The organism is Variovorax sp. AC194 (genome assembly GCF_979257995.1).
This window is the reverse complement of sequence record NZ_OZ409823.1, coordinates 3,485,333-3,503,658: the sequence shown is the minus strand read 5'-3', so window position 1 is coordinate 3,503,658 and position 18,326 is coordinate 3,485,333. Positions and strand designations below refer to the sequence as shown.

The 18,326-nt window shown below is 68.5% G+C and carries 18 protein-coding genes; 13 read left to right on the top strand and 5 right to left on the bottom strand.

Features of this window, described 5'->3' with window-relative positions; translation table 11 throughout:
• Positions 1–9: 9 nt before the first annotated feature.
• Positions 10–654, bottom strand: a complete 645-nt coding sequence (locus tag ACZYRS_RS16800) for a COG4648 family protein (RefSeq protein WP_463420145.1) — start codon at positions 652–654, stop codon at positions 10–12.
• A 3-nt stretch (positions 655–657) separates the two neighbouring features.
• Positions 658–969 carry a phosphopantetheine-binding protein gene (locus ACZYRS_RS16795; RefSeq protein WP_042578247.1) on the bottom strand — a complete coding sequence of 104 codons (312 nt, stop codon included), beginning with the start codon at positions 967–969 and terminating at the stop codon, positions 658–660.
• A 364-nt stretch (positions 970–1,333) separates the two neighbouring features.
• On the opposite strand from ACZYRS_RS16795, the gene ACZYRS_RS16790 reads away from it, so the two are divergent.
• Positions 1,334–2,848, top strand: a complete 1,515-nt coding sequence (locus ACZYRS_RS16790; RefSeq protein WP_463420144.1) for a helicase HerA-like C-terminal domain-containing protein — start codon at positions 1,334–1,336, stop codon at positions 2,846–2,848.
• A gap of 59 nt (positions 2,849–2,907) precedes the next feature.
• The gene (locus ACZYRS_RS16785) at positions 2,908–3,615 is read left to right on the top strand and encodes a Crp/Fnr family transcriptional regulator (RefSeq protein WP_198788511.1); all 708 of its coding nucleotides are present in this window, start codon (positions 2,908–2,910) and stop codon (positions 3,613–3,615) included.
• Positions 3,616–3,637: 22 nt separating this feature from the next.
• Here the strand turns inward: ACZYRS_RS16785 and ACZYRS_RS16780 are convergent, their stop codons facing one another.
• The 3 genes from ACZYRS_RS16780 to ACZYRS_RS16770 form a co-directional block, all read right to left on the bottom strand.
• Complete coding sequence (locus ACZYRS_RS16780; RefSeq protein ID WP_463420143.1) at positions 3,638–6,007, bottom strand: DUF6351 family protein; 2,370 nt, start codon at positions 6,005–6,007, stop codon at positions 3,638–3,640.
• A gap of 124 nt (positions 6,008–6,131) precedes the next feature.
• Positions 6,132–6,773 (bottom strand): DUF1109 domain-containing protein, encoded by a 642-nt coding sequence (locus ACZYRS_RS16775; protein ID WP_463420142.1) that lies wholly within the window; start codon positions 6,771–6,773, stop codon positions 6,132–6,134.
• Positions 6,770–7,360, bottom strand: coding sequence for a sigma-70 family RNA polymerase sigma factor (locus ACZYRS_RS16770; protein ID WP_463420141.1), 591 nt, complete (start codon positions 7,358–7,360; stop codon positions 6,770–6,772). The genes ACZYRS_RS16775 and ACZYRS_RS16770 overlap by 4 nt, the downstream gene beginning before the upstream one ends.
• 112 nt (positions 7,361–7,472) lie before the next feature.
• Between ACZYRS_RS16770 and ACZYRS_RS16765 the strand changes: the two genes are divergently transcribed.
• The 11 genes from ACZYRS_RS16765 (at position 7,473) to ACZYRS_RS16715 (ending at position 18,326) form a co-directional block, all read left to right on the top strand.
• Positions 7,473–7,892: a hypothetical protein gene (locus tag ACZYRS_RS16765; RefSeq protein ID WP_198788507.1), complete on the top strand. Its 420-nt coding sequence runs from the start codon at positions 7,473–7,475 to the stop codon at positions 7,890–7,892.
• Between the two features lie 25 nt (positions 7,893–7,917).
• Positions 7,918–8,385 (top strand): DUF6152 family protein, encoded by a 468-nt coding sequence (locus tag ACZYRS_RS16760; protein ID WP_463420140.1) that lies wholly within the window; start codon positions 7,918–7,920, stop codon positions 8,383–8,385.
• 94 nt (positions 8,386–8,479) lie between these two features.
• Entirely contained in the window at positions 8,480–9,829 is a 1,350-nt protein-coding gene (locus ACZYRS_RS16755; protein WP_463420139.1) for a GTP cyclohydrolase II, read from the top strand.
• Positions 9,826–11,235, top strand: coding sequence for a URC4/urg3 family protein (locus ACZYRS_RS16750; RefSeq protein ID WP_463420138.1), 1,410 nt, complete (start codon positions 9,826–9,828; stop codon positions 11,233–11,235). Before ACZYRS_RS16755 ends, ACZYRS_RS16750 begins: the two co-directional genes overlap by 4 nt.
• Before the next feature lie 39 nt (positions 11,236–11,274).
• The gene (gene upp, locus ACZYRS_RS16745) at positions 11,275–11,904 is read left to right on the top strand and encodes a uracil phosphoribosyltransferase (RefSeq protein WP_013541661.1); all 630 of its coding nucleotides are present in this window, start codon (positions 11,275–11,277) and stop codon (positions 11,902–11,904) included.
• Positions 11,905–12,082: 178 nt separating this feature from the next.
• Positions 12,083–13,084, top strand: a complete 1,002-nt coding sequence (locus ACZYRS_RS16740; protein WP_463420137.1) for a BMP family protein — start codon at positions 12,083–12,085, stop codon at positions 13,082–13,084.
• 8 nt (positions 13,085–13,092) lie between these two features.
• On the top strand, positions 13,093–14,040 hold the full coding sequence (locus ACZYRS_RS16735; RefSeq protein ID WP_463422496.1) for a 5'-methylthioadenosine/S-adenosylhomocysteine nucleosidase: 948 nt from the start codon (positions 13,093–13,095) through the stop codon (positions 14,038–14,040).
• A gap of 2 nt (positions 14,041–14,042) precedes the next feature.
• Positions 14,043–14,762: an alpha/beta fold hydrolase gene (locus tag ACZYRS_RS16730; RefSeq protein ID WP_463420136.1), complete on the top strand. Its 720-nt coding sequence runs from the start codon at positions 14,043–14,045 to the stop codon at positions 14,760–14,762.
• Complete coding sequence (locus tag ACZYRS_RS16725) at positions 14,759–16,342, top strand: ABC transporter ATP-binding protein (RefSeq protein WP_463420135.1); 1,584 nt, start codon at positions 14,759–14,761, stop codon at positions 16,340–16,342. Before ACZYRS_RS16730 ends, ACZYRS_RS16725 begins: the two co-directional genes overlap by 4 nt.
• Positions 16,342–17,406: an ABC transporter permease gene (locus ACZYRS_RS16720; RefSeq protein WP_463420134.1), complete on the top strand. Its 1,065-nt coding sequence runs from the start codon at positions 16,342–16,344 to the stop codon at positions 17,404–17,406. The genes ACZYRS_RS16725 and ACZYRS_RS16720 overlap by 1 nt, the downstream gene beginning before the upstream one ends.
• Complete coding sequence (locus tag ACZYRS_RS16715) at positions 17,403–18,326, top strand: ABC transporter permease (RefSeq protein ID WP_463420133.1); 924 nt, start codon at positions 17,403–17,405, stop codon at positions 18,324–18,326. Before ACZYRS_RS16720 ends, ACZYRS_RS16715 begins: the two co-directional genes overlap by 4 nt.

Sequence of the window (18,326 nt, the reverse complement as noted above, 5' to 3'; positions counted from 1 at the left end):
GCGCCTGTGTCACCGGGGGCCGGCGCCGTTGTCGATCGTCGAGGTGCCGTAGAAGGCGCGCACCGCATCGACCAGGCGCGTGCGCTCGAACTCGGGGTGCAGCCTGTAGCGAACCAGGTGCTCGCCCACGAAAAGAAGCGCCACCGACACCGGCGACAGCACATTGGCCAGCAGCGACCAGGCCGAGAACGGCAGCGTCAGGTAGACCACGATCGAGGACACGACCACCACCGCGAAGTACGCGGTCCAGACCTGCGTGAGATGCGTCGTGTAGGACAGCATGTGCCCCTTGAGCGGATGCACGCGCTGCGCGAACTGCGTGATCAGCGGCAGCCCGCGGCCACGCAGCGTGGAGCCGAACCAGCCGCACAGCGCGCCGTTGATGCCCACATGCTGCAGCACATAGAGACGGTTCGGATCGCCCGCCTCACCCAGGAAGACGAGCGCGAAGCCGCCGATGCCCAGCGCCAGCGCCGCGGCAAAGCCCCAGCGGCCGAACCAGCTGGCCGCAAAGCCCATGGCCGCCAGCCACAGCGGGCCGAGCAGCACCACCACCGCCCACGGCTCCGTGGCGTGGAACAGGGTCATCCAGTGAGAGAGGCCGGCATAGGCCACTCCCACCAGCAGCAGGAGCGCCAGTCGCCATCGTGACATGGGTCAGGAAGCGCTGCGATGCTGGGCGACGTGGGTCGCGAGCGTGCGCAGCGACTGGAAGATTTGCTGGTTGCGCTCATCGTCCGAGCGCAGCTGGAAGCCGTAGCGCCGCGAGACTTCGAGCGCGACTTCGAGGATGTCGATGGAATCGAGACCCAGGCCTTCACCGTACAACGGATCGGTGGGAACGATGTCCTCGGGCGCAACCTCGAGATTGAGAGCGTTCACGAGCAGTACGGCGAGTTCTTTTTCGATCGGCGACTGTTCTGACGCATCGCCAGTGGCGGGAATGGGGGGCTGAGCAGTCGATGACAAAAAAACCTCCTGAAAACTTTTTCCTGAACCTTCGTGCGGCCGTGGATTATAGGAGTGCCGCTTGGGGCCTGTTCACCCTGTGCAAGGGGGTCGCGTTGCTTCGCAAAGGGGCTGGCTGCAAGGCGCCCGCGCGCAGCAAGGCTCGTGCCTTGCAGGTGCGGGCAACGCCGCAGACGGCCCCTTTGCGAAGCAACCCGGAGGGAAGCTCGCCACAGCCCGCCCCTCGGCGTTGCGTTCCTTGTGCGTGCGGACGCACGCACGGCGTCACGCGCCTTGATGGGCGGGCTGTGGCGAGCTTCGCGACCCCCTTGCACAGGGTGGACAGGCCCTAGACTACCCGCTTCGATACGACCCGGAGCCTCTCATGGCAGACCCCCTTCTGATCGCCCGCCACGACAGCATCGAGTGCGCCCTCCTCCCCAGCCTCGCCAACCGCCATGGCCTGATCACCGGCGCCACCGGCACGGGCAAGACGGTCACCCTGCAGACCATCGCCGAGAAGCTCTCCAGCATCGGCGTGCCGGTGTTCATGGCCGACGTCAAGGGCGACCTGACGGGCATCAGCCAGAAAGGCGCCGTCGGCGACAAGCTGGCGGCCACGCTGAAGGAACGCGGCATCGACGTGCCCGAGCCCTCCGCCTGCCCCGTCACGCTCTGGGACGTGTTCGGCGAACAGGGCCACCCGGTGCGGGCCACCGTCTCCGACATGGGCCCGCTCCTCCTGGCCCGCATGCTCGACCTGAACGAAACCCAGGCCGGCGTGCTGAACCTGGTATTCAAGATCGCCGACGACAACGGCATGCTGCTGCTCGACCTGAAGGACCTGCGCGCGATGCTGCAGTACGTGGGCGAGAACGCGAGCCAGTTCACCACGCAGTACGGCAACATCAGCGCCGCCAGCGTGGGCGCCATCCAGCGCGGCCTGCTGCAGATCGAGACCCAGGGCGGCGACAAGTTCTTCGGCGAGCCGATGCTCAACATCGCCGACTTCATGCAGACCGTGGGCGGCAAGGGCGTGGTCAACGTGCTGGCGGCCGACAAACTGATGAATTCGCCGCGCCTGTACGCGACCTTTCTCCTGTGGATGCTGTCGGAGCTGTTCGAGCAACTGCCCGAGATCGGCGACCCCGACCAGCCGAAGCTCGCCTTCTTCTTCGACGAGGCCCACCTGCTCTTCAACGAGGCGCCCAAGGCGCTGGTGGAGCGCATCGAGCTGGTGGTGCGGCTCGTGCGCTCCAAGGGCGTGGGCGTGTATTTCGTCACCCAGAACCCGCTGGACATTCCCGACACGGTGCTCGCCCAGCTGGGCAACCGCGTGCAGCACGCGCTGCGCGCCTTCACCCCGCGCGACCAGAAGGCCGTGAAGGCGGCCGCCAGCACGATGCGCCAGAAGCCGGGCCTCGATATCGAGACCGCCATCACCGAACTGGCGGTCGGCGAGGCGCTTGTGAGCTTTCTCGACGAAAAGGGCCGCCCGAGCGTGACCGAGCGCGTGTTCGTACTGCCGCCCGGCAGCCAGCTCGGCCCGATCACGCCCGACCAGCGCAAGGCGCTGATCGCCAATTCGCTCGTCGCCGGCGTCTACGAGAAAACGGTGGACCGCGAATCGGCCTACGAAAAGCTCAAGGGCCGCGCCGAGTCCGCGCCCGACGCGCCCGCGGCCAAGGCGCAGGTGGGCAAGGCGGCCGAAGAGTCCGGCTCGGGCATGGGCGGGATGCTCAACGACATGATCTTCGGCAGCACCGGCCCACGCGGCGGCAAGCGCGACGGCCTGGTGCAGACCATGGCCAAGTCGGCGGTGCGCACCATGGGCACGTCGGTGGGCAAGGAGATTTTGCGCGGCGTGCTCGGCGGGATCTTCGGCAGCAAGAAGCGCTGAGGCCGGCAACACCACGCACGCAACCCCACGCACGCAACGCCAGGCAAGCGACGCACCGAATGTCCACCAGCAAGCTGCCGGACAGCGAAGTCAACCAGTTCTGGGAACGCTGCATCTGGCCGCGCGTGCTCACGCAAAGCGAGCGCGAGGTGGTCTACAAGGCGCTCTTTACCCGCGAGCATGGCCCGGGCGAATTCGTCTGCCAGCGCAACGAGATCGCCGACAGCTGGATCGGCGTGATCCGCGGTTTCCTGCGCGTGCAGGACACCTCGGCCGACGGCAAGCCGGTGATGTTCACCGGCGTGGCCACCGGCGGCTGGATCGGCGAAGGCTCGCTGCTCAAGGTCGAGCAGCGCAAGTACGAGATAGCCGCCACGCGCCCGACCACCACGCTGCACCTGCCGCGCGACACCTTCGCGTGGCTGCTGGACCGCAGCGTCCCCTTCAACCACTTCATGCTGTCGCACCTGAACGAGCGGCTGAGCCAGTTCATCGCCACGGTGAAGTTCGACCGGCTGCTGGAGCCCACCGCCCGCGTGGCGCGCGGCATCGCGAGCCTGTTCCATCCGGTGCTCTATCCGAACACCGACGCCACGCTGCAGATCAGCCAGGAAGAAATCGGCTGGATGGTGGGCGTGTCGCGCCAGCGGGTGAACGCGGCGCTGCACGAACTCGAAGCGGTGCAGCTCATCAAGACGGGCTACGGCTACATCAACGTGCTCGACAGGCAGCGCCTGTCGAGGTTTCCGAACAACCAGCCGGGCTGAAGCTCAGCTGAGGCGGCGCGGCTCAGAACGCCACGGACACCGGCGCGGCCGGCAGGTCCTGCCCGCCGGGGCCGTTGCGGAAGGTGGTCGGCGTCCACGGCACCTGCCCCACGCCCGGCTTGCTCCAGTTGCACACGCCATCGGGGAACGTCGCCTGCAGGCGAACCTGCTGGCCGCCCGTGAAGCGGATGCCAGCGTAGTCGGCCGATGCGAAGTCGATCGGCTTCAACTGGCACTTGAACACGTCTTCGGACAGCGGACCGCCCGACACGATGCGCACCGACTCGTAGGGCCTGACCGGGCACGCGGAGGTGGTGAAGCCGACGTCCACCAGCTCGGCATTGGTCATGCCCGCGGTCGCGAGGCAGAGATCGACCGCGTCGGAGGGCTTGTTCTTCACGACCTTCTTTTCCTTCGCATCGCTCGAGGTGTCGGCCTCCATGGCGCTCAGCCAGCGGTCCATCATGAGGAAGGCCTGCTTGGTCAGCGCCACGCCGGTGCCTGCCGCGCTCGCGAGCACCACGTGGTTGTCGTGCCCGCCGTTGCCCGCATCGAGGCGCGCGCGCTGCTCGAAGGTGCGCCAGGCCATGTGGATGTCGGCGCCCAGTTCGGGACGCAGGTCCACGATCGGCACCTTCGCGAGGTTCTTCGCATAGCTCACGAGCCCGCTGCGGTAGAGCGCGGTCATCGCGCTGGTCTGCGCACGGGCGCGCACCGCGGGAATGACGGCCTTGTCGCCCGACCAGACCATGTCGGCATCCCAGCTGCCGATGCCTTCGTTGAGCGCGACGAACTCCTCGGGCGTGATCGCGCCGGAGCGCAGGGCCTTCAGCCCGTACTGCACGCCCGCGTTGTCATAGGGCAGGTTCGGCACGGTGTTGCCGTTGAGCTCGGTGGTGCCCAGGATCGCGGTCATCACGTCGTGGATCGTGCAGCGCACGCCGTTGGGCCGCAGCACCGGGTCGTACACCAGCGCCGCCGGGAAGCCCGGGCCGCAGTTCGGAGACTGCACCGGGTTCTGCGGCGCGAGGAACGAATAGACCCACATGGTGCAGTAGTCGGCCGTCGGATGGCCCTCGATGGCCGCCCGCGCCGCCAGCGAGAGGCCCGCGCCCGGACCGGTGCCGTAGTAGCGCCAGAGGTTGCCGCAGTCGCGCGTCTCGATCCAGGTGGTGACCGCGTCCGGGTAGCTGTAGCCGGTCTGCAGGCCATCGAGCAGGCCCGGCATCACCGAGGCCGGCACGGTCTGCATCATCGAGCCGCCCGAGCCGCCGTCGGACATGGTGAAGCGGATCTCGCCGTAGGCGTCGACGATGTGCTCCTTGACCATCATGATGTTCTCGGTCGCCAGGAACTCGTTGTTGTTGTCGTTGTGGTTCGTCAACTGCGAATTGACGGTCATGAAGCCGGCGCGCAGCGCGTTGTCGTCAAAGAGCGCCGTGCCCGGGTTCTGCTGGAAGCGGTTCCCCGAGGCCGAGGCGCCCATCTTCCAGAGCACCTTGCCGTTCCAGCCCTTCTGCGGCTCCCACGGCGTCCAGGGCTTGGCGGGGTCGAAGTACACCGCCACCTGGTATTCGCTGCGGCCCATGGTGCCCAGCTCCACGCGCAGCAGGGCCTTCACGGTGTCGCCGCGGTCGGTGGTGAAGTTGGCGATGTCGGCGTCCTTCGGGCGCTTGGCGGGGTCGTACTGCACGAAGCAGGCGTAGAGGCCGAAGGGCTGCTGGCCGCAGTCGGTGCCTTCCTTGGCCTTGGGCTGGTAGTAGTAGGTGTAGACGGTCGGCGCATTGCAGTCGGCATCGACGGGGTCGGCGTCCAGGCCGCTCACCTGCGTGGTCACGCTCGCCGAGAGGCCGGTGCCGGGCACCGTGACCGTCGCGACCGAACCCGCCTTCGTCGCGCAGATCCACGGCTGCACGGGCGTGCCCGCGAAGATGTTGCCGCCGCGGGCGAAGTTCTCGATGGCGAGCTTCGCGCCGCTCTTCGTGGACTTGAGCGTGGCGGTCAGCGTGTTGCTGCCCACGCGAAGCCCGGTCACAGTGCCGAGCACGCGGCCGTTGGCGCGCAGGGCGAAGGCGGAAGAGATGTCCTTGCCGTCCAGGTCCACCGCGAGGTCGAGCGCGCTCTTGCCCTCGGGCAGCGTGATTTCGACATAGGCATCGCCGTCGCTGATCATGTCGGCGCGGTTCGACAGCGTGCGGATCTTCAGTTCGCCGGTGGCCTGCACCGGCGGCCCGTCGCCGGGCGGCGGGTTGGTCGCGGGCGGCGCGTTGCCCGATGGCGGCACGATCGGCGCGAAGCCGCTGCCGCCGCCCCCATCGCCGCCGCAGTTGATGAGGGAAGCCAACACACACAGGCCCAATATCCTGAGCCCCGCCCGGTAGATGTCTCGCATCGTGTCTCCTTCGTTATTTGAGGAAAAAGCGACGCGATTCCACTACTTTCGTTTTCCGCGGACTGTTATGGGAACGACATTTCAGGCCCGACTAGGGTTTGTCCCACGCGGGGACACCAGGGGCCTACCAGCGCAGCAGGCGCGGGCCCAGCGCGGCACCGACCAGCACCGGCACCGCGATCCCGCTCACATACCAGACCGCCAGGAACGGCGCGGTGAGTTCCATGCAGTGCAGCGCATACACCGCAGCGCCGACGCCGCCCGCAAGCGCCCCCGCCGCGGCGCCCGCGAGCGCGGGTTGCGTGGGCGCGAGCCCCTTGAGCGCCACCAGCGTGGCCGCGAAAACCGGCAGCGCCATCAGTCCGATGCTGGCCGCGCAGATGCGCCACGACTGCCCCATGAGCGCAGGCATCTGGTCCTCGGCCGGCATGGTGAACCACGCGACGACCGCCAGCGCCCAGATGCCCAGCACCGGCAGCACCGCGCCGGCCCAGGCATGCCGCACCGCGACGCCTGGCCGCGCGAGCCGCTGCACCATCACGAAGCCGGCCGCAGCGATGCACAGCGGAAACAGCACCTTGACCCAGAACATCGGCCAGAACATCGCCTGCACCAGGTCGCGCCGCAGCCCGTACTCGGCGAACAGGATGACGAAGGACAGCGGCACGCCCGCCAGCAGCGCCAGGCCCAGGCGCCGGCTCGTCGCGCGGCGCGGCGCGGCAACGGGGCCGTTCGCGAGCATCGCGACCAGGTCGTCGGTCTTCATGCGGCGGCACTCCAGGTGTGGCCGAAGCGCGCGGCCAGGGCTTTCAGCCCGCGGTGGATGCCGACCTTCACCGCCGACTCCGACATGCCCGTGAGGCTTGCGGTCTCGGCGACCGAGAGGCCTTCGATCTTCACGTGCACGATGGGCAGGCGCTGGCGCTCGGGCAGCGTCTGGAGCAGGCCGCCCAGGTCACGCTTCGCATCGCTCGCCTCGGTGGCCGACTCGGCGAACACCGCGAGGTCGTCGTCCAGCGGGTCATGCAAATCTTCGCGGACCGACTTGGCGCGCAGCAGGTCGATCATCTTGTAGCGCGCGATGGCGTGCACCCAGGCCGTCAGCGGCTGGTCGCTCTGGTAGGTGTGGCGCTGGTTGTGCATGGCGAGCAGGCATTCCTGGACGAGGTCTTCCACTTCATCGGGCCAGCCAAAGAGGCGCTTGCCCAGAAAGGCGCGCAGGTGCGCGCTGAGTTTCTGCAGGAATTCGCGGTAGGCCTTCGCGTCGCCATCCAGGCCCCGAAGGAACAGGCTCCGCAGCGCCGCTTCCGCGTCGCTCATCTGTATCCTGCTACCTTCAGTGGTTCGTGCCATCGGGCTGGCTGGTTACAGCCTGGTCGAAAAATAGTGCGTTCGATTGTGCCGTGACACGGAAAGTGCCAGCGCCCGCAAGCCCTTCGCCCGCACCTTGGGCTAAGCTGCGCCGATGTTCAGCGGACTCGTCTCGCACCCCTGGGCCTATCCGGCGCTGGAGGTGGCGCACATCGTCGGCATCGCGCTGCTGTTCGGCGGGCTCTTCGTGTTCGAGCTGCGCGCGCTGGGCATGGGGCGCGAGCTGCCCGCGCCGCTGCTGGCGCGCCTGACGCTGCGCCCCGCCCTCGCCGGCTTCGGCCTGTGCGCGGTCACCGGGCTCACGATGTTTTCCGGCCAGCCCGACGAGTTGCTGGCCAACACCGCGTTTCGCATCAAGATGCTTTTGGTCGCGCTGGCCGGCGCCAACGCGGCGCTCTTTCACTTTCGCAGCGGCGTCGCGGCGCTGGACCGGTTCGCCCGGGTGCAATGCCTTCTCTCTTTGGGGTTTTGGCTCGCTGTCATCATCTGCGGGCGCTGGATCGCCTACCTCTGAACTGCCTCACATGAAGGAGACCGAGATGATGCAAAGACGCCTCTTCGTTGCCACCTCGATGGGCCTCGCGTTGCCCGCCTGGGCCCACCATGGATGGAGCAGCTTCAACCAGGAGCGCCCGCTGTACCTGGAGGGGCGCGCGACCAAGGTCATGTGGCGCAACCCGCATGGCGAACTGGAGCTCGAGCTCTCCGACAACCCCACGCTCCCCGCCGACCTGAAGCAACGCGCACTGCCGAAACAGTCGACGTCCGTCGACGGCCCCGCGCTCCTGGCCAAGGCGCAATTGCCCACGCGGGGCGACCGCAAATGGCAGGTCGAGCTCGCGCCCCTCACGCGCCTTGCGGCCTGGGGCGTCGAAGAGATCAAGCCCGGCACGCAGGTGGGCGTGCTCGGCTTCACCTTCACCGGCGAGAAAGGCGATGCGGTGCTGCGCGCCGAATACCTGTTCGTCGGCGGCAAGACCTACGGCCTGCGCTCCTCGCCGGCCTGAGCACCGCGCGCCGCTGGATGACAGCGGGGCATGGTCCGCCCCGGCTTGCCAGCCGCACGCGTGATCGGTACATTGCATTTTTTGAGGGCCTGCAATGTCCGTAGATAGCACCGAGATCCCTTCCGCACTCCCGGCTGGCACCGCGTCTCTTTCGCCACTTTTGCCTGTCCAGCCTGTCCAGCCTTTCCCGCCGCTGCACCCCTCCTCCTCGACCGGCCACATCCGCCTGACCTCGCATGCCGGCGGTTTCGGCGCGCTGCCGATCCAGTGGGGCGCGGCCACCGCCACCGAGCGCGGCCCCGTCGTCGGCACCACCACCAAGCGCGCGCACCGCAACGTCATCGGCACGCACAGCGGCTCGTACAGCGTGTACCGCGCGCTCGCGGTGGCCTCGGGCGCCCTGAAGCGCGAGCACAAGGCCGACCTCACCAACACCTCGCCCACCGACGTGATCGGCCCCTATCCGCAGTGGGGCGAGCCGGGCCGCATCGTCTCGCTCGACCCATGGGGGGCGCTCGTGGCCGATGCGTTTTCCACCGAACTGGCCGCGGGCTACGACATCCGCCCGACCATCGCGATCACCAAGGCGCACGTGATCCTCCCGGAGGTGATCGAGGCGCTGCAGAGCGGGCGCCTGAAGGCCGACGGCCACTTCCTCACGGCGGGCGGCGCCGCGATGGTGACCAAGGCGGCCATCGAGCCCGTGTGGTATCTCCCCGAGGTGGCGCGCCGCTTCGGTTGCTCCGAAACCGACCTGCGCCGCACGCTCTTCGAGGAGACCGGCGGCATGTACCCCGAGCTGGTCACGCGCTCCGACCTGGAAGTGTTCCTGCCGCCCATCGGCGGGCAGACGCTCTACATCTTCGGCAACCCGCGCGACCTGGCCAACCCCGAGGTGGAGCTCACCGCGCGCATCCACGACGAGTGCAACGGCTCGGACGTGTTCGGCTCGGACATCTGCACCTGCCGCCCCTACCTCACGCACGCGATCGAGGAATGCATCCAGGGCGCGCAGCGCGGCGGCGTGGGGCTCATCGCCTACTCGCGCAAGGAAGGCCGCGCGCTGGGCGAAGTGACCAAGTTCCTGGTCTACAACGCCCGCAAGCGGCAGGTGGGCGGCGACACGGCCGACCAGTACTTCGCGCGCACCGAGTGCGTGGCCGGCGTGCAGGACATGCGCTTCCAGGAGCTGATGCCCGACGTCTTCCACTGGCTGGGCATCAAGAAGATCCATCGGCTCGTGTCGATGAGCAACATGAAGTTCGACGCGATCACCGGCTCGGGCATCGAGATCGGCGAGCGCGTGAACATTCCCGATGAACTGATCCCGGCGGACGCCCGCGTCGAGATGGACGCCAAGATGGCCGCCGGCTACTTCACGCCCGGCCCGGTGCCGGACGCCGAGGAACTGAAAAAGGCCAAGGGCCGCGGACTCACCGAATGACGACCAGCAACAACACCGACCCCCACATGCCCGTCGACGGTTCCGGCAGCCTGCCGGCCGGCGGCGCGGGCAAGGTCGACCCCTCGATCGAATTCACTGCGGACACCGCCCACCCGGCCGGCGCGGCCTCGCTGCTGCGCACCACCGCCGCCATCCGCCAGCGCGCGGGCGCCTTGCTGGCGCGCGCGCGGCGCGGCGAATCGCAGTGGTTCCGCATCGGCAGCGACGACGCGCTCGAAGACGCGGCACGCACCGTGGCCGAGGTCACGCGCGAGCGCTATCCGTGGGACACCATCCCGTACCACAGCCGCTGGCGCCACTTCGAGGCCGGCGGCACCGACCGCCTGAAGCAGCTCGACCAGCTGTTGGGCAAAGGCATCGACGCCCGGCAACGCGCCCGCGCGCACATCGACCTCGTGCTGGTGAGCGTGCTGCTCGATGCCGGCGCCGGCCCCGACTGGCACTACACCGAACCCGCCACCGGCGAGCGCTACACGCGCTCCGAAGGCCTGGGCGTGGCGAGCTTCCATGCGTTCACGAGCGGGCTCTTTTCGTCCGACCCCGACCATCCGCTGCAGGCCGACGCGGCCGGCCTCAAGGGCCTCGTGACCGACCGGCTGGGCGATGCCTTCCAGGTGAGCGACGTCAATCCGCTGGTGGGTCTTTCGGGCCGCGCCACGCTGCTGCGCCGGCTCGGCGAGGCGATGAGCGAGCAGCCCGAGACCTTCGGCAACGACGGCCGGCCCGGCCGCCTGTTCGATGCGCTGGTCGGCCCCTACGGCCCGGCCGCGCCGCCCACGGCCGAGATCACCGCGCACCAGATCCTCTCGCTGCTGCTGGAGACGCTCTCGCGCATCTGGCCCTCGGCCAATGCGGTGGACAGCATCGCCATCGACGGCAGCGACAGCGCCGGTGGCATCGGCTCGGGCGACCCGGCGCTCGCGCTGGGCGACTGCTGGCGGCACAGCGCGGTGCGCGGCCCGGGGCTCACCAATGGCTGGATGCCCTTTCACAAGCTCTCGCAGTGGCTCACCTATTCGCTGCTCGAGCCCTTCGAATGGGCGGGCGTGAAGGTGCGCCACCTCGACGCGCTCACCGCGCTCCCCGAATACCGCAACGGCGGCCTCCTGATCGACAGCGGTGTGATCGTGCCGAAGGACGCGGCCTTTCTCACCCGCCGGTGGAAGGCCGGCGACGAGTTCATCGTCGAATGGCGCGCGCTCACCGTGGCGCTGCTGGACGAGGTGGCGCCGCGCGTGCGCAAGGTGCTCGACCGCACCGAGGAGGAGCTGCCGCTCGCCTGCGTGCTCGAAGGCGGCACCTGGGCGGCGGGCCGGGCACTGGCACAGCGCTTGCGAGACGGAGCGCCACCGCTTCTCATCGAGAGCGACGGCACCGTCTTTTAGACTCGCGGGTTCACTTTTGCAACGCCAGAAAAAATTCCAATGAGCAACGTCCACCTCGTCGACCATCCCCTCGTCCAGCACAAGCTCACGCTGATGCGCCGCAAGGACGCCTCCACCAACAGCTTTCGCCGGCTCCTCAATGAAATCAGCATGCTCATGGCGTACGAGGTCACGCGCGACATGCCGATGCAGGACATCGAGGTCGAGACCCCGCTGGAGACCATGCAGGCCAAGGTCATCGACGGCAAGAAGCTGGTGCTGGTGTCGATCCTGCGCGCCGGCACCGGCATCCTGGACGGCATGCTGACGGTGGTGCCGGGCGCGCGCGTCGGCCACATCGGCCTCTACCGCGACCCCAAGACGCTCACGGCCGTCGAGTACTACTTCAAGATGCCCGGCGAGATGGAGAACCGCGACGTGATCGTGGTCGACCCGATGCTGGCGACCGGCAACTCGGCGGTGGCCGCGGTCGAGCGGCTGAAGGAGCTGAACCCGAAGTCGATCAAGTTCGTGTGCCTCCTCACCTGCCCCGAAGGCGTGGCGACGATGCAGAAGGCGCACCCGGATGTGCCGATCTACACCGCGGCGATCGACCGCGAGCTGAACAGCCACGGCTACATCCTGCCGGGCCTGGGCGACGCGGGCGACCGCATCTTCGGCACGAAGTAACGCTCGCCCCCAGGCTGCGCGGCACTTCGTGTCCGCTTCGCCAACCCCCTACCGGGGGCAACACCTGAGGCCCGGCGGAGCCGGTTCCTCGGTGTTTCCCGAAGGAGGCGGGGTCCGTTCTGGGGGAGCGGGCATGGGGATTGCAGCGCTTGATTTTTTTACGACCGAGGAGAAGACCGTGACAGCACGCCGTCAGTTGATCATTCGTTCCGTCGCCATCGCCGCAGCCCTTGCGGCCGGGGCGCCGGGCATTGCGCTTGCGCAGGCCAAGCTCAAGGTGGCGGCGGTTTACACCGTGCCGTTCGAGCAGCAATGGGTGGGGCGCATCCACAAGGCGCTCAAGGCTGCCGAGGCGCGCGGGGAGATCGAATACAAGGCCACCGAGAACGTGAGCAATGCCGACTACGAGCGCGTGATGCGCGAGTACGCGACCGGCGGCAACCAGTTGATCATGGGCGAGGTGTTCGGCGTGGAAGCGGCGGCGCGCAAGGTGGCGAAGGACTTTCCGAAGGTCGCCTTTCTCATGGGCTCGTCGCTCAAGCCCCAGGCGCCGAACTTCAGCGTGTTCGACAACTACATCCAGGAGCCCGCTTACCTGAGCGGCATGGTTGCCGGCGGCATGACCAAGAGCAACCGCATCGGCATGGTCGGGGGCTTTCCGATTCCCGAGGTCAACCGGCTGATGAACGCCTTCATGGCGGGCGCGAAGGAAACCAACCCGAAGGTGGAGTTCAGCGTGAGCTTCATCAACAGCTGGTTCGATCCGCCCAAGGCCAAGGAAGCGGCCTTCGCGATGATCGACAAGGGCGCCGACGTGATGTACGCCGAGCGCTTCGGCGTCTCCGATGCCGCCAAGGAAAAGGGCAAGCTCGCCATCGGCAACGTGATCGACACACAAAGCCAGTACCCCGACACGGTGGTCGCCTCGGCCCTGTGGAACTTCGAGCCCTCGGCCGACCGCGCGATCAAGCTCGTGAAGGAAGGCAAGTTCGCGGCCGAAGACTACGGCGTCTATTCGCAGATGAAGCACAAGGGCTCGGAGCTCGCGCCGCTCGGCACTTTCGAAAAGAAGGTGCCGGCCGACGTCGTCGCGAAGGTGAAGGCCAGGCAGGCGGACATCCTCTCGGGCAAGTTCACCGTGAAGGTGGACGACGGCCAACCCAAGTCCACCGCAAAGTGAGCCAGCCGATGACGATGCGCTGGCGCACTCTTCTCGCGGCCGGCGCGCTGGCCTTCGGCGCCACGGGCTGCGTCGGTGTCTACAAGGGCACCGGCGCGAGCATCAACAGCAGCACGCGGCTGGACGACACGCCGCGCATCGCGGTGATCTCCGCCTTCGAGCCCGAGCTCAAGCTGCTGCTCGCGCGCCTGCAGGGGCCCGCCAGGCACAGCGTGAACGGCGTCGAGTTCACCACCGGCACGCTGGAAGGCAAGCCGGTCGTGCTGTTCCTCTCGGGCATCAGCATGACGAACGCGACGATGAACACGCAGCTCGTGCTCAACCGCTTTCGCGTGACCAGCATCGTGTTCAGCGGCATCGCGGGCGGCGTGAACCCGTCGCTGCATGTGGGCGACGTGACGGTGCCCGCGCAATGGGGCCAGTACCTCGAAGTGCTGATGGCGCGCGAAACCGCGCCCGGCAAGTACACCGCGCCGCCCTTCATCAAGGACGCCACGTTCCCCAACTTCGGCATGGTGCATCCACGCCCGGTCGAGGTCCGCTCGGCCGCGAAGCCGGAGATCGAGCGCAAGTTCTGGTTCGAGGTCGATCCGAAGATGCTCGAGGTGGCCCGCAGCATCCGCACCGTCGACCTGGCGAACTGCAGCGCGGGCAAGTGCCTCACGCGCAAGCCTCAGCTGGTGATCGGCGGCAACGGCGTCTCGGGCCAGGCCTTCATGGACAACATGGCCTTCCGCCAGTACACCTTCAAGACCTTCCAGGCCAACGTGCTCGACATGGAAACCGCGGCCGTGGGCATGGTGGCCTACAGCAACGGCGTGCCCTACATCGCCTTCCGCTCGCTCAGCGACCTGGCGGGCGGCGGCGGCGGCGAGAACGAGATGGGCACCTTCATGGGCATCGCGGCGGACAACTCGGCCAAGGTGATGCTGGCGTTCCTGGCTGCGTGGAAGTGACGGTGACGCCCGTTCGCCTCGTGCTGCTGCCGGGCATGGATGGAACGGGCGACCTCTTCGAGCCTCTGAAAGACGCCATGGGGCCGCACGCCGCGATCGATGTGGTGCGCTATCCCGGCCACCAGGCGCTGGGCTATGACGATCTGGAGCCGCTGGTTCGCGCGCAACTGCCGACGTGGGCGCCCTTCGTGCTGCTCGGCGAATCCTTTTCCGGGCCGCTGGCCATCTCGATCGCGGCGTCGCCCCCGCCGGGGCTTCTTGGGCTCGTGCTGTGCTGCAGCTTCGCGCGCAGGCCCGGGCCCGGCCTTGCGGTGATGCGCGCAGGCCTGCTCGAGCTGTCCATGCGGCTGATGCATTCCAGGCTGATGCGCGCGCCCCTGCGGCAGTTGCTGCTGGGGCGGTACGCATCGCCGCGCCTGTCGGGCATGCTGCAGGCGTCGCTTGCACAGGTCTCCGTCGCCGTCATGACCCGTCGCATGAAGGAAGTTCAACGCGTGGACGTGCGGGACAAGCTTTCGCTGGTGCGGGTACCCACCATGTACCTCCAGGCGCTGCAGGACCGCATCGTGCCTCGACGGGCGGCTGCGATCATCCAACAGCGGCTTTCCGCGCTGCGCGTCGTCCAACTCGACGGGCCCCATGGCCTGCTGCAGGCTTCGCCCGCCGCCTCCGCCCGCGCGATCGAGAATTTCTGCGGCGAACTGCAACCCGCTTCTCCATGACAACGCCCACCGTTCTCCGCCTCCAGTCCATCACCAAGCGCTTCGGCACCCTCGTCGCCAACGACGCCATCTCCCTGGACCTGCAGGCCGGCGAAGTGCTCGCGCTGCTCGGCGAGAACGGCGCGGGAAAGTCGACGTTGATGTCGATCCTGTTCGGCCACTACGTCGCCGACGAGGGCGGCATCGAGGTGTTCGGCGCGCCGCTGCCGCCCGGCAACCCCAAGGCCGCGCTCGCCGCGGGCGTGGGCATGGTGCACCAGCACTTCACGCTGGCCGACAACCTCACCGTGCTCGACAACGTGATGATGGGCACCGAGCCGCTGTGGCGCCCGGTCTCGCGCCGTGCTGCGGCGCGGGCCCGGCTGCTCGACGTGGCGCAGCGCTTCGGCCTGCCCGTGCAGCCCGACGCGAAGATCGGCAGCCTCTCGGTCGGCGAACGCCAGCGCGTGGAAATTCTCAAGGCGCTGTACCGGGGGGCGCGCATCCTGATCCTGGACGAGCCGACCGCCGTGCTGACGCCGCAGGAGAGCGAGGCGCTCTTCGCCACGCTCGCGCAGATGGTGGCGCAAGGGCTCTCGGTGATCTTCATCAGCCACAAGCTGGGCGAGGTGCTGCGGGTGTCGCAGCGCATCGCGGTGCTGCGCGGCGGCAAGCTGGTGGCCGAGGCGCGCACCGCCGACACCACGCAGGCGCAGCTCGCGCTGTGGATGGTCGGGCATGCGGTCGAGGCGCCGCAGCGGCGGCCCGCGAAGTCGGTGGGCGATGCGGTCTGCGTGCTCGACCATGTGAGCACCGCTGCGTCGAAGGACGGCGGTCAGGACCGGCTGCGCGAGGTGTCGCTCACGCTTCGCGCGGGTGAGATCACCGCCATCGCGGGCGTCTCGGGCAACGGGCAGGCGGCACTGGCAGAACTGCTCTGCGGCACGCGCCGCGCCGTCGCCGGCACCGCCCAATTGATGGGCCGCGCGCTGCCGCCCTCGCCCGCCCGGCTGGTGCAGCGCGGCGTGGCGCGGATTCCCGAAGACCGGCATGCGGTCGGCGTGGTGGGCGACCTGCCGGTGTGGGAGAACGCGGTGTCCGAACGGCTGCGCAGCCCCGTGTTCTCGCGCTGGTCGGTGTTCGTGCGGCGTGCGGCGGCGCGGCTGCATGCGCGGCGCATCGAGAAGGCGTTCGACGTGCGCGGCGCGGGCCTGATGTCGCCGGCACGTTCGCTCTCCGGCGGGAACATGCAGAAGCTGATCCTGGGACGCGCATTGCTCGCGCCCGAACAGGTGGAAGAAACCAAAGGAAGCGACACCAAGAAATACCCGAACCGCGCCCCGCGCCTGATCGTCGCGCACCAGCCGACCTGGGGCCTGGACATCGGCGCGGTCGCCTACGTGCAGCAGCAACTCATCGCCGCGCGCGATGCCGGCGCGGCGGTGCTGGTGATTTCGGACGACCTGGACGAAGTGCTCACGCTCGGCGACCGCGTGGCCGTGATGCACGGCGGCCACCTCGGCGAAGCGCGCCCGGCCGCGGCATGGACGCGCGAAGCCATCGGCCTTGCGATGGCGGGCGCCACGAAAGGCGCGCCATGATGCGGCTCGAACGACGCCACGAAACTTCGCGCGCCGCGCTGGTGCTCGCGCCCATCGGCGCGGTCGTGTTCACCATGGCGGTGAGCGCGCTACTCGTGCTGTGGGCCGGCGCGCCGGTCGGCCGCACCTACGCGCTGCTGCTGCAGGGCGGCTTCGGCTCGGTGTTCGCGTGGAGCGAGACGCTCACGCGCGCGATCCCGCTGATCCTCACCGGCCTGGCCGCGACGGTCGCGTTCAAGGCGCGGCTCTTCAACATCGGCGCGGAGGGGCAGCTGTTCGCCGGCGCCCTCGCCGCCGTGGCCGTGGGGGGTATGCACGGCGGCACGGGCTTCGAACTTTCGCCCTGGCTGCTCTTCCCGCTGATGATGCTGGCCGCCGCCGTGGCCGGCGCCCTGCTGCTGCTGGGCCCGGCGCTCATGAAGAACAAGCTCGGCGTCGACGAGGTGGTGACGACGCTCCTGATCAACTTCATCGTGCTGCTCGGCGTCTCCGCGCTGCTCGACGGGCCGATGAAGGACCCAACCGCCATGGGCTGGCCGCAGAGCGTGTCGCTGCAGTCCGACCTCGAACTGGGCAAGCTCATCGCCCAGACGCGCGTGCACACCGGGCTGCTGTGGGCTATATCGCTCGCGGTGATCGTGTGGGCGATCTTCAAGTACACGGTGCTGGGTTTCGACATCCGCGCGGTGGGCGCCAATGCGCGCGCCGCCGCGTTCGCCGGCGTGCCGGTCACGCGCACCGTGGTAATGGTGGCCCTGCTCTCGGGTGCGCTGGCCGGGCTGGCCGGCGCCATCGAGGTGGCGGGCCGCACGAGCTACGTCACGCTCGACATGTCGCCGGGCTACGGCTACACAGGCATCGTGATCGCGATGCTCGCCGGGCTGCACCCGCTGGGCGTGATCGCCGCGGGCGTGTTCGTGGCCGGCGTGCTGGTCGGCGCCGACACCATGAGCCGCGCGGTGGGCGTGCCGACCTACATCGCCGACGTGATCGTCGCAGCCTCGCTGATCGCGGTGCTGGTGGCGACGCTGCTCACGCAATACCGCGTGCGGATGACGAAATGACCGACCTCCTCGAAATCCTCGCCAACCCCGCCTTCTGGGTCGCGGTGCTGCGCATCGCCACGCCGCTCATCCTCGGCACGCTGGGCGTGCTGCTGTGCGAACGCGCGGGCGTGCTCAACCTGGGCATCGAAGGGATCATGGTCGCGGGCGCCTTCACCGGATGGCTGGCGGTGTATGCCGGTGCGCCGCTGTGGGTCGGCGTCGGCGTGGCGGCGCTCACGGGCATGGTGTTCGGACTGCTGCACGCATTCCTGACCGTGGGGCTTGCGCTCTCGCAGCACGTCTCGGGCCTGGGCATCACGCTGCTGGCGACCGCGCTCAGCTACTTCGGCTACCGCGTGAGCTTTCCGAAGGTGAACACGCCGCCGACCATCACGCCCTTCGCGCCGATGGAGTGGCTCCCCGTGCCCATCCTCAACGCGCAGACCGCGCTCACGCTGTTCGCGCTGCTGCTCGTGCCCGCGGTCGGCTGGGTGCTGTACCGCACGCCGCTCGGCCTGGCGCTGCGCATGGCCGGCGAGAACCCGCAGGCGGCCGAGAGCCAGGGCGTGTCGGTCGCGGCCACGCGCACCGGCGCCATCGTCGCGGGCTCGGCGCTGATGGGCATGGCGGGCTCGTTCCTCACGCTCTCGGCCTTCAACGCCTTCTTCTTCAACATGGTGAACGGGCGCGGCTGGATCTGCGTGGCGCTGGTGGTGTTCGCCTCGTGGCGGCCCGGCAAGGCCCTCTTGGGCGCGCTGCTGTTCGCCTTCTTCGACGCGCTGCAGTTGCGGCTGCAACAATCGGGCGACGCCGTGCTGCCCTACCAGCTCTACCTGATGCTGCCGTACCTGCTGTCGATCCTCGCGCTGGTGCTGGTGGCGCGCAAGGCGAGCTATCCGCAGGCGCTGATGAAGCCGTACCGCAAAGGGGAACGTTGA